Origin of the sequence: Stenotrophomonas africana, from assembly GCF_013004645.1 — a bacterium.
GTDB classification, from domain to species: Bacteria; Pseudomonadota; Gammaproteobacteria; order Xanthomonadales; family Xanthomonadaceae; genus Stenotrophomonas; species Stenotrophomonas africana.
Genome location: NZ_JABEME010000008.1, coordinates 66,335 through 78,875 on the forward strand (window position 1 = coordinate 66,335; position 12,541 = coordinate 78,875).

General features: G+C 66.0%; 16 protein-coding genes and 1 tRNA gene. 7 read left to right on the plus strand and 10 right to left on the minus strand.

Features of this window, described 5'->3' with window-relative positions; translation table 11 throughout:
- The first annotated feature begins 22 nt into the window (after positions 1 to 22).
- On the plus strand, positions 23 to 829 hold the full coding sequence (locus tag HLA98_RS14605) for a hypothetical protein (protein ID WP_057500022.1): 807 nt from the start codon (positions 23 to 25) through the stop codon (positions 827 to 829).
- 72 nt (positions 830 to 901) lie between these two features.
- Here the strand turns inward: HLA98_RS14605 and HLA98_RS14610 are convergent, their stop codons facing one another.
- The 3 genes from HLA98_RS14610 to rocF form a co-directional block, all read right to left on the minus strand.
- Positions 902 to 1,123 (minus strand): CsbD family protein, encoded by a 222-nt coding sequence (locus HLA98_RS14610; RefSeq protein WP_004153772.1) that lies wholly within the window; start codon positions 1,121 to 1,123, stop codon positions 902 to 904.
- A 204-nt stretch (positions 1,124 to 1,327) separates the two neighbouring features.
- On the minus strand, positions 1,328 to 1,465 hold the full coding sequence (locus HLA98_RS14615; RefSeq protein ID WP_008266021.1) for an entericidin A/B family lipoprotein: 138 nt from the start codon (positions 1,463 to 1,465) through the stop codon (positions 1,328 to 1,330).
- Between the two features lie 162 nt (positions 1,466 to 1,627).
- Positions 1,628 to 2,548 (minus strand): arginase, encoded by a 921-nt coding sequence (gene rocF, locus HLA98_RS14620; RefSeq protein WP_049448235.1) that lies wholly within the window; start codon positions 2,546 to 2,548, stop codon positions 1,628 to 1,630.
- A 244-nt stretch (positions 2,549 to 2,792) separates the two neighbouring features.
- On the opposite strand from rocF, the gene HLA98_RS14625 reads away from it, so the two are divergent.
- Positions 2,793 to 3,026, plus strand: coding sequence for a hypothetical protein (locus HLA98_RS14625; RefSeq protein ID WP_232015483.1), 234 nt, complete (start codon positions 2,793 to 2,795; stop codon positions 3,024 to 3,026).
- A 22-nt stretch (positions 3,027 to 3,048) separates the two neighbouring features.
- Here HLA98_RS14625 and HLA98_RS14630 read toward each other — a convergent pair whose 3' ends face one another.
- The gene (locus HLA98_RS14630; RefSeq protein ID WP_057500023.1) at positions 3,049 to 3,819 is read right to left on the minus strand and encodes a DUF3011 domain-containing protein; all 771 of its coding nucleotides are present in this window, start codon (positions 3,817 to 3,819) and stop codon (positions 3,049 to 3,051) included.
- 592 nt (positions 3,820 to 4,411) lie between these two features.
- Between HLA98_RS14630 and HLA98_RS14635 the strand changes: the two genes are divergently transcribed.
- Together HLA98_RS14635 and HLA98_RS14640 are read left to right on the plus strand one after the other, a co-directional pair.
- The gene (locus HLA98_RS14635; protein ID WP_057500024.1) at positions 4,412 to 4,819 is read left to right on the plus strand and encodes a hypothetical protein; all 408 of its coding nucleotides are present in this window, start codon (positions 4,412 to 4,414) and stop codon (positions 4,817 to 4,819) included.
- Between the two features lie 80 nt (positions 4,820 to 4,899).
- Positions 4,900 to 5,223, plus strand: a complete 324-nt coding sequence (locus HLA98_RS14640) for a hypothetical protein (RefSeq protein ID WP_057500025.1) — start codon at positions 4,900 to 4,902, stop codon at positions 5,221 to 5,223.
- A 234-nt stretch (positions 5,224 to 5,457) separates the two neighbouring features.
- Here HLA98_RS14640 and HLA98_RS14645 read toward each other — a convergent pair whose 3' ends face one another.
- Entirely contained in the window at positions 5,458 to 5,760 is a 303-nt protein-coding gene (locus HLA98_RS14645) for an addiction module antidote protein (RefSeq protein WP_057500026.1), read from the minus strand.
- 399 nt (positions 5,761 to 6,159) lie between these two features.
- On the opposite strand from HLA98_RS14645, the gene HLA98_RS14650 reads away from it, so the two are divergent.
- Positions 6,160 to 6,951, plus strand: a complete 792-nt coding sequence (locus HLA98_RS14650) for a hypothetical protein (RefSeq protein ID WP_129550590.1) — start codon at positions 6,160 to 6,162, stop codon at positions 6,949 to 6,951.
- Positions 6,952 to 7,170: 219 nt separating this feature from the next.
- Here the strand turns inward: HLA98_RS14650 and HLA98_RS14655 are convergent.
- From HLA98_RS14655 to birA, 4 genes are all read right to left on the minus strand, one after another.
- Positions 7,171 to 7,246, minus strand: a tRNA-Thr gene (locus HLA98_RS14655).
- Positions 7,247 to 7,286: 40 nt separating this feature from the next.
- Entirely contained in the window at positions 7,287 to 8,135 is an 849-nt protein-coding gene (locus HLA98_RS14660; RefSeq protein WP_057500028.1) for an SPOR domain-containing protein, read from the minus strand.
- Positions 8,136 to 8,144: 9 nt separating this feature from the next.
- The gene (locus tag HLA98_RS14665; RefSeq protein ID WP_057500029.1) at positions 8,145 to 8,876 is read right to left on the minus strand and encodes a type III pantothenate kinase; all 732 of its coding nucleotides are present in this window, start codon (positions 8,874 to 8,876) and stop codon (positions 8,145 to 8,147) included.
- The gene (gene birA / locus HLA98_RS14670) at positions 8,873 to 9,841 is read right to left on the minus strand and encodes a bifunctional biotin--[acetyl-CoA-carboxylase] ligase/biotin operon repressor BirA (protein ID WP_057500030.1); all 969 of its coding nucleotides are present in this window, start codon (positions 9,839 to 9,841) and stop codon (positions 8,873 to 8,875) included. Before birA ends, HLA98_RS14665 begins: the two co-directional genes overlap by 4 nt.
- A 144-nt stretch (positions 9,842 to 9,985) precedes the next feature.
- On the opposite strand from birA, the gene HLA98_RS14675 reads away from it, so the two are divergent.
- Positions 9,986 to 10,270: a hypothetical protein gene (locus HLA98_RS14675; protein ID WP_014035646.1), complete on the plus strand. Its 285-nt coding sequence runs from the start codon at positions 9,986 to 9,988 to the stop codon at positions 10,268 to 10,270.
- Complete coding sequence (locus tag HLA98_RS14680; protein ID WP_165284679.1) at positions 10,237 to 11,025, plus strand: M90 family metallopeptidase; 789 nt, start codon at positions 10,237 to 10,239, stop codon at positions 11,023 to 11,025. The genes HLA98_RS14675 and HLA98_RS14680 overlap by 34 nt, the downstream gene beginning before the upstream one ends.
- 84 nt (positions 11,026 to 11,109) lie before the next feature.
- On the opposite strand, the gene HLA98_RS14685 is transcribed toward HLA98_RS14680, so the two are convergent.
- Positions 11,110 to 12,534: an ATP-binding protein gene (locus tag HLA98_RS14685; protein ID WP_049448209.1), complete on the minus strand. Its 1,425-nt coding sequence runs from the start codon at positions 12,532 to 12,534 to the stop codon at positions 11,110 to 11,112.
- Positions 12,535 to 12,541 lie beyond the last annotated feature (7 nt).

Consider the following 12,541-nt stretch of genomic DNA (forward strand, 5'->3'; position numbering starts at 1 on the left):
GCAACCCCGCTGGAGACGCCCGATGAAACGCCTGCTGCCCCTGCTGCTGATCCTGCCCCTGGCCGGCTTCCGCCCCGCCCCGATGCCGCCGCCGGTGTACGAGGGCGGCCCCGTGCGCATGGCCCTGGTCGACCGCGACCGCGGTATCGAACTGCGCAGCTACCCCGCCGAGGGCCAGCGCTGGGTGGCCGGCGAGCGCGGCCACCGCTACGCCGTGCGCCTGTACAACGACAGCCCGCGCCGGGTGCTGGTGGTGCTGTCGGTGGACGGCGTCAACGCCATCTCCGGCGAGGATGCCGATCCCTCGCAGACCGGCTACGTGCTCAACCCCGGCCAGCGCGCCGACATCACCGGCTGGCGCAAGAGCCAGGATGAAGTAGCCCAGTTCGTGTTCAGCAGCCCCAGTGGCAGCTACGCCAGCCGCACCGGCCGCCCGGACAACATCGGCGTGGTCGGTGTTGCGGTATTCGAGGAAGCGCGGCGCTGGCGCCCGGAGCCGATCCTGCGCCGTGGCCTGCCGCTGCCGGCACCGGCCGCACAGGCCGAAGCGGCGGCCGATGCCAGCGCCAGCAACAGCCGCATCGAGGGCTACGCCAGCAAGTCGCAGGCGCCGGCGCTGGGCACCGGCCACGGCGCACGCGAGCAGTCTTCGGTACGCGATACCGACTTCGAACGCGCCAGCCGCAGCCCGGCGCAGGTCCTGCAGCTGCGCTACGACAGCGCCCGCAACCTGCGCGCGCGCGGCATCCTGGTCGATGCGCCCTCACGCCTGCCGCGCGAACCGCAGGCGTTCCCGAACCGCTACGTGCCGGACCCGCCGGCGCGCTGATCGCCTGCCCAGACAGCATAACGCCCGCAACCTCTCGGTGCGGGCGTTGTGCTGTGGGGGAAACCGTAGCGCTTACTTGTAGTCCGGGTAGTCCTTGCTCACCGCATCCTGGAACTCACGGACTTCCTTCTCAGCGCGGTCCTTGGCCCAGCCATAACGTTCCTGCAGGCGACCGGCCAGATACTCGGCATTGCCTTCGGCCACATCGAAGTCGTCGTTGGTCAGATCGCCCCACTTGGCCTGGGCCTTGCCCTTCAGCTGCGACCACTTGCCGGAAATGATGTCTTTGTTCATTGCTGGGAGTCCTTGGTTGCAACGGCGTTCTTACCGTGGCTCCAGCTTCGCGCAACGGCTGTTGACTAACGGTCAACCAGCCATGAAATAGATGCTCACCTGCTTGAATGGTTCACTCCGCTTAGACAGTCACGCGGCGAAACGCGCGCACAAAAAAGGCCGGGAAAATCCCCGGCCTTTTTCTCTTTCCGTTCCGTCCAGGGCTCAACGGCCCTTCGCGGTGTCCTCGACCTTCTCGCCCGCCTTCTGCACGTCCTTGCCGGCACCGGCAATGGTGTTGCAACCGGCCAGCAGGGCCACCGAGAACATCGACAACAGCATCAGGGCAACTACGCGCTTCATGGGCTTCTCCTTGGGTTCACCGCTACACCGCTTCATTCGCGGATGGGATTCTTTCGCTCGGCGGGAGGGCACCGATGCCCACTGCCGCCGCGTGAAGTGCAATCTGGCGGGAGGGGCGTGGAGCGGGTGTGAACGGATCACAGATCCGTTCAGGCGGAGCCGTCAATCGCGCATCAGGGTGGACTTGCCGAACAGGCTTTCGACCAGGTCCACGGCCAGTTCGGCGGTGGCATTCTGCTTGTCCAGCAAGGGGTTGAGCTCGACGATGTCCAGCGACCCCATGCGCCCGGTGTCGGCAATCATCTCCATCACCAGCTGCGCCTCGCGGTAGTTCACCCCGCCCGGCACGGTGGTGCCCACGCCCGGTGCGATGCTCGGATCCAGGAAGTCGACATCGAAGCTGACATGCAGGTGGGTGTTCTCATCGATACCGGCCAGCGCCGCTTCCACCGCGCGCTTCATGCCGTTCTCGTCGATGTAGCGCATGTCATAGACATCCACCTTGTGAGTCTTGATCAGGCGCTTCTCTTCCGGGTCCACCGAGCGGATGCCGATCTGGTGCATCTGAGCCGGGGTGATCGCCGGTGCGCTGCCACCCAGCTGGGTCAACGCGTCCGGGCCGAGGCCGCACAGGCAGGCCACCGGCATGCCGTGGATGTTGCCGGACGGGGTGACATCACTGGTGTTGAAATCGGAATGCGCATCCAGCCACAGCACGCGCAGGGTCTTGCCCTGCTCGCGGCACCAGCGTGCCACCGCAGTGATCGAACCGATGCCCAGGCAGTGGTCGCCACCGAGCATGATCGGCATGCGGCCGGCCTGCAGTTCGGCATAGCTGGCTTCCATCAGTGCATGGTTCCACGCCACCACTTCATCCAGGTGCCGGTAACCTTCCACCGGCGCGGTCCACGGGTTGCGCGGGCCATCCAGGTTGCCCAGGTCGCGCACGTCCACGCCGCGCGCCTCCAGCGCCTCCGGCAGGCCCGCCACGCGCAGCGCTTCCGGCCCCAGCCGGGCACCGCGATGGCCCGCACCCACGTCGGTGGGAACGCCAATCAGGGATACGGAGATGGGATGGGCCATGGGTGCCTCCTGCGCGGAAAAAGAAGCACAGTCTAGCCAGAGCTGTGTGACACCACTCGCGGCGGTGCAGCAGGGGATTGGCATGGCGTGATCCCGCGCGGACCCAACCGCCCTTCATGGAAGATTGCGATGTCGCCCTTCATCAATACCGCCTGGCCACGCTTTTTCATGGTCGCGCTGCCCATCGCTGCGTTTGCGGTTTTTTTTCAGCAGCTCGATTGATGCGCCGCCGAACGCCTGGCTGATGCAGGCGACGCTGCTGCTGACGCCATTCTCGTTTCTGCTGTTCCTCGGGTTGGGGTGGCAGCGCCTGCGCAAGGCACACGCTGAATACCCGATCCTGAAGAGCGAGCCGCAGCGGATGCTGACGGCGTTGATTGGCAACGTGAAGGTGGCCGCGCTGTGGTTCGGCCTGACCGTCGTCGGCATGTTCGCCCTGATGCTGGCGTGGGTGTTGCTGCGGAAGACAGGCGCCTGACGCCACATCCCTACCCGCGAACTCAACCGCCGCGGTGACGAACCGGCGTCATGCTCTGCACCTGGCCGTTGTTGCGCATCATGCACAGGAAGCGGCCATCGGGGTAATCGATGATCAGTTCCTGGTAGTCGCTACCCACCGGCATCTGGGTCACCAGCGTGCCCTGCGCGCCCTTGCGCATGTTGCAGGAACCCAGCGCGGTATCGCCTGCCGGCGCCGGGGTGGCCACCGAGGACACATTGCGGAACACCGCGCGGCAGCCGCCGTTGACCCACACCGAATGCCGCGCCAGCCCCCAGTTCTTTCCTTCCTCACAGCGGGTGCGGCTGAGCTGGCGCACGATTTCCACGTTGCCACGGGTATTCAGATCGCACGACACCTGCTGCTGGCCGGTGGATTCGCAGGTGACTTCGCGGGGTAGCGCGGCATCCCCAGAGGCAGCGTCGCGAGGGCGAACGCTGTTTGCGGCGGGCGCAGGCGCACCACTGCTACTGACCTGGCAGATGCCATTGGCGCCGCCACGGCCGGTGTAGCTGATCTGCGGCGTGCCGTCATCGCTGCGGCTGATCGACAACGTGATACCACTGTTGGCGTCGCGTGCTTCGAAATAGCGGTCGTTGAAGCGCTTCAGCGTGGCCTCGCGGCCCTGCACGTAGACCGGCCCGCCATCGTCGGCGTGAACATCGATGCCGCCCGGGCAGCTGGCGTTGAAGAACGGTACCGCAGCCATGGCTGGGGCCACGAACGCGGTGGATACCAGTGCGACGGTGAGCGACAGGGCGTGGCGACGCATGTGCGGATCCCGAAGGGGCCCAGGTGGGCGTGTAGCGGCAGTATGCGGTGGGCGCTGCGGGCGGTCCGTGAGGAATATCAAGATCCGGGTGGTGTGCGTGGGAATTCACGTCTGGTATCGTTGCCTTGGTGCCTTACCGAGGCTGTTAAGCCAGCTTTACGTCGCACGCTACTGTAAGCCGTGCGGCAACAGTGGCGCGGCCCGGATGGCCGATGATGACGGCGCTGCGCGATATGTCGCTTCTGGCATTGCACTGCTCGAAACGGGCCAAACGCGATAATTCATTTTTCCTTTCAGATCACCCGATGCCATCGAAACAAACGACTGGCAGGCGGGGATTTCGCGTGCGCATGATGAATCGCCACCTGCAAAGGTGGTCGGGACTTCCAAGCCCGTGTTGTCAACGATGTATACGCTTGCCAGCCGGCGTCGTCCTTTCAGGGGCGGCGCCGGCTGGCAATCCGTTAGCCGATCGACGGCGGGCGGTGCGTGGGGGCCTCGTGCCCGCCGATTCGTTGACCCGGTCTTGGAAGCCACGCATCGCCCGCCACCCTCTTCGGGTGGCACCTCTGTTGCCGACGAGGACGCCCGCATGCCCAAGACCCATCACCCGTACCTGACCGCCACCCTTGGCGAGGCCGCGCTGCGCCTGCCACCCGAACTGGCGCAGCCGTTGGAAGCCGCTTTCGCCGCCGCCAACGAGGCGCCCGCGCCCATCAACCTGCCCGGCTGCCTGCAGCGCATCCAGGCCGGGGACGCCGCCGATGGACAGCCGTGGCCGGGGCCGGCAGGCACACCTGGTGAAGCGGTGGCTGCCGCTCGCAGGGATCGCGCCGCAGTGGGCCTGGTGTCGTTGCTGGAGCTGTACCACGCCGCCGAGCGCGTGCGCGTGGATGGGGAAGAGAAAGACGATATCGGCGACGGTGTGCGCGAGGGGCTGATGCTGGCCTGCCGGGGGCTGGCAGAGTATGTGGCGTTGCAGGTGGGTGGGGCTCAATAGTGCAGCACATTGAGATCCCCAATGCACAGTTTCACAACGTCACTTCGCCGGCTATCGAATCAAGAAGAGCCGCAGCTGGAATGAGCACACCCTATCCAAACCTGAAGCCTGTTCTCGTTGAGCTTCGGCTGGACGAAGTGGATTCGCGCGGCGGCGCTGTTGCCGAGATGATCGCCTCCACCGCGCGCCCCATGGCGCTTTCGATAAGCCCTGAACTTATGTGGTACGGCTTCGTCTTGAATGACCGCGGCATCACCCGGATCACGCCAGGAACGCGGGCACACTGCACGATCTCATTCATCAACTACGACGGTGCGAAAGAGGTATTCCCCTGTGGCAGGGTGGCCGCCTTCGGAGACGGATCATCGACAAAGGGGTTGATCCGCATCATCCGGTTTGATTGAACCTGTTCGCGCCGAATGCCTTGATCTGGCAACGGCAGACGCGTGATGCATCAATGCGCCGCGTGGCACACAAGCTGCATCGAGCCAGAATGGCCAAACGACTCCTCCTTTGCCGCGTCATTGAGTTGACTCACCGGCTTGGGACGAAAAAACCGCCGAAAGGCGGTTTTTTCATGCTTTTCCGTGCGCTTTACATCCAGCGACGTGCCAACGCATCAAGGTCCGCACGTACGCTCACGCAGCGCTGGCATGCAGGCGCACACCCAGGGCACGGGTCACCTTCAGGATGGTCGCGAAATCCGGGCTGCGCTCGCCCGACAGTGCGCGATACAGGCTCTCCCGCGACAAGCCCGCCGCCCGTGCGACCTTGCTCATCCCCTGAGCGCGGGCGATATCGCCGAGCGCCTTGGCGATGAATGCAGAATCGCCGTCGCATTCTTCGATGCAGGCGTCAAGATAGGCGGCCATTTCCTTCGGCGTTCGAAGGTGCTCGGCCACATCAAATGCTTTGAGTTCGACTTTTCTCTTGATGGCCATGATGGGACACCTCCGGAACTTCGGTATTGAGTCGTTTCGCGGACAGCCAGTTCGATGCTCACAGGGCGCGCGCCATTTCCCTCGCCTTCTCTATATCGCGCTGCTGTGAACCCTTGTCGCCTCCGACCAGAAAATTTCCCTTCAGCTTCGTTGAGTGTAGCCTACAGGCTACACTTTCCAACATCGCGTGCGGGAGTATCCCATCGTCAGGAACGCGCACAGGAAGCGGTAGGCCCGCCAATAACTAGCAGTGTCAATGAACGCCGTGTAGGGTCAGGGATTAGCGCTGCTACGGGCAATGCAGAAGAGGCATTCCATAAGGCACGCAGGTCTGGCACTGAGACTAATTCGTCTGCGAGCCCGCTGCCGGTATTCTGTAGATCGACCGGGGGGGAATTAATGACTTCGTTGGCCGACGCAATCGCTCGCATCGTGGCGCAACAGCGAGCAACCGCGCCTAGCGCGATGCCCAGAGAAGAACTCAAAGAATGTGCGCACCAAGCACGGCGCCTCATCACCTTGGCCCGCAGCGCTTTGGCAGAAGTCACGTTTCATGCGCACGATAGAGGGCGTACTGCCGTTCCACTGCTGCTTGCGGCCATGGATCAGGCGTGGGCCTTCAGCCACCTTCTGGCGACCGAGCCAGAGTTGGGCCAGTTCGGTGCCGTATCGCTCTACAGATCGCTGACCGAGACACTGTTGCGTGGAGCGTTCTTTGCCAAGCCCGCTACTGATGACGAGATCCAATATTTCCGCACGAAAGACCTCATGCCACAGCGAGCGCCGATGCGCGGGAAGTTCGGTTCGAAGAAGACGAAGCTGTCTGCAGGCGAACTCGCGGAAATCGTTGACCATGCATACGCGTTCGAACCTCGGGGGAGGCTAGTCGAGTCAGTCCAGGCTGACTGGAACCAATGGAACGGCATCGTCCATGGTGGAGTGAACGTGGTCGGTATGTATGGCGGCGCCAGGTTTCGGGGCTCCGATGGAATGCATCTGCCGATGGGATGGCACTCTCAGAACGAAGGCATGCAGGAGTTGGTAAGCCATGCGGCCGTTTTTGCATGGCTTGCTCTCCTTGCGGCAACAGAGGTAGCGCATACCCTCCCAGATGAGGCAAGGGATGCAATCAAGTACACGGAGCAGCAGTACCAGGGCTTTGCCCTCCGATGGCCACCGCCTCTCGCGTAGCGCTACCGATAGCGAGGACAAGGCATCCGGTGGCCAGGTGATCAAGGCCACGCGGCAGCTGTACGACCACTCTGTGCCGGTGGTCAAAGCAGCCGTGAAGCCAAAAAAGAGTCGCTAATTTTCCCGGCAATTTTCCCGGTAGAGGTAAAAAGGCCAGCGCCCCGCGCTGGCCTTTTCTATTGAAACCCCTATTTTCAAGGCGTTTCGGCGCTTCCCATGTGGTGCCGCTTATCCGAATCGAACGGATGACCTACTGTTTACAAGACAGTTGCTCTACCAACTGAGCTAAAGCGGCATGGGTGGATCACCGGCGGCAGCGCCGCGGTCAGGGGATTCTAGCGCAACCGCGTGCATTCCAGCGACCGGCTCTGTGCCGCCCCGCTGCGCTGTTGGGCCTGGGCCGGCGACGTGCCCGCCGCCAGCTGCCCTTCCAGCCACCACTGCCCGGCGTCGCCGCTGGCGACCAGGCGCGGCTGGAAGCCGGCGGCCTGCACCGCCGCCATGCGCCGCTCGGCGCCTTCGCGGTTGCGGTACTGGCCCAGCGCCACGGCGTTGATGTCCTCGCCCTGGCTGATGATGTAGTAGTCGCTCAGGCCGGCGGCGACGATGCGCTTCACCGTGGCCTGGGCTTCTTCGCGGTTGGCGGCGGCCGGCAGCATCACCCGGAAACGGGCACTGCCGCTGGCAGCAGGCTGTTCGCGCAGGCGCACCTGGCTGAGCAGCGTGCTGGCCTTGCCCTGCGCACTGGTAGCGGCGGCGCGGTCGGCGAACGGGCCCAGCGCGACACAGCGCGGCGGCTCGGCCGCCACGGGCGGGGTTACGGGCTTTTCCGGTGCCGGAACGGGTGCAGGCGGTGTTACCGGCTTGGCAGCGGCAGCAATCGGCGTAGCCTCAGCCACCTGCGGCTTGGCAGATTCCGGCTTGGCCGGCACGGCCGGCGCCGGCGTGGCAGCCACAGCCGTCTTCTCCACCGGCTCGCGCTCCGTCAACGGCGCGGTCGGCGCGGCGGCCGTGGCTTCGGCGGCCGCAGCGGCATCCACGCCACCGGGCACCCAGCGCAGCTCGGCCACGCCGGCCGGTTGCGGCGGCGGCGCAGGCTTCTGCGGCGCATCGCGCAGCAGCCACCAGCAGGCGACGCCAAGATTGAGGATGGCCAGCACGACGATCAGGGCACGGGTCAGCATGCGCGGATACTAGCCTGCGGGCTGGTGCACCGCCCAGCGGGCGAGGCCATCCAGCACCAGCGAGGGGTGGTAATCCGCGCCGGGCAGCAACGGCATCAGCGCCGGTGCGCCGCCACCATGCACCAGCAGCGACGGTGCCACGCCCAGCAGCGTGTGCGCCTGCTGTGCGCTGCGTTCGATCAGTGCCACGGCCGCACCATCGCAGCCGGAGGCGAGCGCATCAGCGGTGTCATTGGCAAATTCGCTGTAGTCGCCGCCGGTCGCCGGCAGCTGCACCGCGCGGGCATGCAGTGCTTCGCGCATGGTGGTGGGCGATGCGGAAATGCGGCCACCGTGGTGCTGGCCGTCGGCGTCGAGCAGATCGATCGTCAGTGCGGTGCCCACGCCCACCACCAGCACCGGGCGCTGCGCCTTGGCAGCGGCCAGCAGCGCCAGGAAGCGGTCGACGCCGAACTTTTCCGGCTTGGCATAGGCAATGCGCACACCGGCGCATTCGGCGCTGGTACGCACCACGTGCACGTTTTCGAAGCGGCGCTGCAGCTGGTCCAGCATGGCGCTGGTCAGCGACGGTGCCGCCACGCTGGCCACGAACGCGGTGGTGCCGCTGGGCAGGCTGTGCGGCGGCTGCCCGGCCATGCCTTCGGCGCCATGCGCCCAAGCCTGCACGTCACCGGCACGGTCGCCCTGCAACGGCGCGAACTTGAAGCGCGAGTTGCCGAGGTCGAACAACCAATCGCTCATGCCGCCCTCACGCTGACTTCGCCGGCATGCAGCAGGCGTTCCTGGCCATCGATGCGCACGCGCAAGGCGCCGTCATCGGCCAGGCCGAGCGCGGTACCATGCTGCCACTGCCCTTCCAGTTCCACCCGTACTTCGCGGCCAGCCAGCATGTCGAACGCGGCATAGCGCGGCAGGAACGGCGCCAGGCCTTCGCGATCGAATTCTTCCAGCGCCGGCAGCAGGCGCGTCAGCACGGCGGCGACCACCACGTTGCGGTCCACCGGTTTGCCCGCCAGCGTGTCCAGGTCCACCCACGGCTGGGTGATCTGTTCGGCGAAAGACGGCGGCATGTGCGTGTTGATGCCGATGCCGATCACCGCGCGCGCCGGGCCGGCGTATTCGCCACCGCCTTCTGCGAGCAGGCCGACCAGCTTGCGCTTGCCATCGACAATCAGGTCATTCGGCCACTTCAGCTGCGCCTGGGTGTAGCCCAGGTCGTGCAGCGCTTCGGCCACGGCGATGCCGGCCACCAGGCTCAGCCCGGCCAGGCGGCCGAGGCCACCGGAGAACAGGCGCAGCACCGACAGGTAGATATGCGCGGCCAGCGGCGACGCCCACGTACGGCCGCGGCGGCCGCGGCCGCCGGTCTGGCGCTCGGCCAGCAGGACACTGACCCCGCGCTGGGGCGCGCTGCAACGCAGCAATTCGGCGTTGGTCGAGTCCACCGTCCAAGCCACCTGCAGGTCGTGCAGCAGGGCCTGGACGTCGGCAGGCAGGCAGGCGCGGATCGCGTCCGGGTCCAGCAGATCGACCGGGCGGGTCAGGCCGTAGCCCTCGCCAGCGCGGCCCTCGATGTCCACACCGGCGGCCCTAAGTCCTTGAATACGCTTCCAAATGGCCGCCCGGGTCTGACCCAGCTCACGGGCCAGGGCGTCGCCGGACAGGCGACCGGCAGCGAGTTTGGCCAGCAATTGGCGATCGTCCACGGCAGCTTCCACGAAGTCAGAAAGGAATTATGCGGGAAAGCCGCCAGCGACGCCCGCCACGCTGGGTTCCGCAGGGGCTTCCAACGGGGCGGCGAGTTCGGGCTAGAATCGGGAACTCACCTTCCCTTAACGTGGATGTCGTCAATGCGCCGTTATGCCCATTGCCTGATCCTGCTGATGATGCCCTTCGCGGCGTCTGCGACAGCAGCGCTGGACGACAGCCGCGGCGCCTGCGTGTCGTCCAACGGTGATGCCGCCTCACAGCGCGCACCGACCGCGACCGCCTCGGCGGCCACCACCAAGCCGGCTGCGGTTCGCCCGGCCGCCAGCAGTGCCACCAGCACCGGCGGCGGCGGCAGCGACGACGACGTGCTGCAGCGCATCCGCGCGCCGAAGTGGCACAGCTACCTGCCGGGAATGTTCCGCTGATCAAGTCGTTGCTGCGGTGGCTGCGGCCTGCGCCGCGGCCGATTGACGATGCACTTTGGGAAGACGCCTGCCGCCGCGCGGCCTGGCTGCGCGGTCTGGACGACGAACGCCGCGCACGCCTGCGCGTGCTGGCCACGCGTTTCCTGCACGAGAAGACCATCACGCCGATCGGCGAGTTGCAGCTGCAGGCCGGCGATGGCGTGCTGCTGGCGGCGCTGTGCTGCCTGCCGCTGCTGGAGTTCGGCGAGGTGGGCCTGGAAGGCTGGTCGCAGCTGATCGTCTACCCCGATGCGTTCCGCTTGCACCGCAGCCACATGGATGCAGCCGGCGTACTGCACGAATGGGATGACGAACTGATTGGCGAGTCGTGGGACAGCGGTCCGTTGATCCTGTCCTGGGCCGATGTGCAGGCCGACCTGGCGACGCCGCACGAGGGCTACTGCGTGGCGGTGCACGAGATGGTGCACAAGCTGGATGCGCTGGATGGTGCGATGGACGGCACGCCACCACTGCCGCGCGAATGGCAGCGCGAATGGGCGGGCATTTTCCAGCGCGCCTACGACGCCTTCTGTGCACAGGTGGACGCAGGCGGGGAAACGTTGATCGATCCGTATGCGGCCGAAGCACCGGAAGAGTTCTTCGCGGTGGCCAGCGAGTATCACTTCTCGGCGCCGGATCTGCTGCAGCAGGCGTTGCCGGAAGTGGCCGCGCAGCTGCGGCGGTTCTATGGCGAGCCGCCGGCGATAGTCGGCTGATTCACTACCGCAGCTTATGTAGAGCCGAGCCATGCTCGGCTGCTTTTTACGGAGCAGTCGAGCATGGCTCGACTCTACACAAGGCTACGGCCCCGGCGGCAAACGCACTTCGAAGCGGGCGCCGCCCAGTTCGCTGGAACGGCCGACGGTCAGTTCGCCGCGGTAGTCCTTGATCAGGTCCTGCACGATCGACAGGCCGATGCCGTGGCCCTGCACGCGCTCGTCACCACGCACGCCACGCTGCAGCACCTTGCCGATGTCGTCCGGGGCAATGCCCGGGCCATCGTCGTCCACCGCCAGCAGCAGGCCGGCGCGACGCGCGTTCGGTGCCGGCAGCGGCTGCGCGGTCAGCAACACGCGGCGGTTGGCCCACTTGAAGGCATTTTCCAGCAGGTTGCCGAGCAGTTCCTGCAGGTCGCCCGGTTCGCCGTGGAAGCGCGCGGCCGGGTCGATGTCGAATTCGCACAGCACGCCCTTGGAGGCATAGACCTTTTCCAGGCCGCGCACGATCTCCTCGGCGTTGGATTCAATCGGCAGCGGCGCGGAGAACAGCTTGTGGCCCGACGATGCAGCACGTGCCAGCTGGTAGGAGACCAGGTTGTTCATGCGCTGCAGCTGCACGTCCAGCTCCTCGCGCAGGGCGCCATCGCCGGCACCGCTGTCCATCTGCGTGCGCAGCACGGCGATGGGCGTCTTCAGGCTGTGCGCCAGGTCGGCCAGGGTATTGCGCTGGCGCTCGAGGTTCTCGCGCTCGCTTTCAATGAAGGCGTTGATGCTGTCGGTCAGCGGCTCCAGCTCGCGCGGGTGGCGCTCGCTCATGCGCTCGGTTTCGCCGCGCTGCACCTTGGTCAGCTCGGTGATCACGCGACGCAGCGGCCGCAGGCTCCACTGCAGGATGACGGTCTGCAGCAGCAGCAGGATCAGGCCAATGCCACCCAGGTAGAACCAGACCCGGCTGCGGAACACCCGCAGCTGCGCACCCAGCGCGCGCGAGTCTTCCATCACATAGATGGTGTACGGGAATTCGGTGGCAGGATCGGCGTCGGCATCCCACACCAGGCCCAGGCCATAGCGGTACACCGAGCCCTGGCTGCCATCGATCTGGATCATCGGCAGCGGACCTTCGAACACTTCCTGGCGCGGTGCCAGCAGGCCGCCGCCGACGGTGGGCAGCATCGGGCCTTCGGCGGACATCGAATTGCCCTTGCCGTGCGGCATCACTACCTGCAGGTACAGGCCACTGCCCGGCACGTCGAAGCGCGAATCCGGCGGCTGCTCGCGGATGTACAGCGAGCGGTCGCGGGTGAAGTCGATGCCGGCCGCGTAGGCGGTGGCGTAGTTCTTCAGGCGCTCACGCAGGTTCGCCTTCGCCGTATCGGCGAAGGCGGCGTCGAGCGCGTAACCGGCCAGCGCCAGGAACGCGACCAGGCCCACGGACGCGGCGAACATCTGGCGCGCCTGCAGTGAGCGCGGCCGCCAGCGTCGGAAGAACCACAGACGGCCGGACATCGTGTAA

Bases quoted from the DNA above. Each gene is read 5' to 3' on its own strand.
- HLA98_RS14605 (WP_057500022.1), top strand. From the start codon at position 23: ATGAAACGCCTGCTGCCCCTGCTGCTGATCCTGCCCCTGGCCGGCTTC.
- HLA98_RS14610 (WP_004153772.1), bottom strand. From the start codon at position 1,123: ATGAACAAAGACATCATTTCCGGCAAGTGGTCGCAGCTGAAGGGCAAG.
- HLA98_RS14615 (WP_008266021.1), bottom strand. From the start codon at position 1,465: ATGAAGCGCGTAGTTGCCCTGATGCTGTTGTCGATGTTCTCGGTGGCC.
- rocF (WP_049448235.1), bottom strand. From the start codon at position 2,548: ATGGCCCATCCCATCTCCGTATCCCTGATTGGCGTTCCCACCGACGTG.
- HLA98_RS14625 (WP_232015483.1), top strand. From the start codon at position 2,793: ATGCAGGCGACGCTGCTGCTGACGCCATTCTCGTTTCTGCTGTTCCTC.
- HLA98_RS14630 (WP_057500023.1), bottom strand. From the start codon at position 3,819: ATGCGTCGCCACGCCCTGTCGCTCACCGTCGCACTGGTATCCACCGCG.
- HLA98_RS14635 (WP_057500024.1), top strand. From the start codon at position 4,412: ATGCCCAAGACCCATCACCCGTACCTGACCGCCACCCTTGGCGAGGCC.
- HLA98_RS14640 (WP_057500025.1), top strand. From the start codon at position 4,900: ATGAGCACACCCTATCCAAACCTGAAGCCTGTTCTCGTTGAGCTTCGG.
- HLA98_RS14645 (WP_057500026.1), bottom strand. From the start codon at position 5,760: ATGGCCATCAAGAGAAAAGTCGAACTCAAAGCATTTGATGTGGCCGAG.
- HLA98_RS14650 (WP_129550590.1), top strand. From the start codon at position 6,160: ATGACTTCGTTGGCCGACGCAATCGCTCGCATCGTGGCGCAACAGCGA.
- HLA98_RS14660 (WP_057500028.1), bottom strand. From the start codon at position 8,135: ATGCTGACCCGTGCCCTGATCGTCGTGCTGGCCATCCTCAATCTTGGC.
- HLA98_RS14665 (WP_057500029.1), bottom strand. From the start codon at position 8,876: ATGAGCGATTGGTTGTTCGACCTCGGCAACTCGCGCTTCAAGTTCGCG.
- HLA98_RS14675 (WP_014035646.1), top strand. From the start codon at position 9,986: ATGCGCCGTTATGCCCATTGCCTGATCCTGCTGATGATGCCCTTCGCG.
- HLA98_RS14685 (WP_049448209.1), bottom strand. From the start codon at position 12,534: ATGTCCGGCCGTCTGTGGTTCTTCCGACGCTGGCGGCCGCGCTCACTG.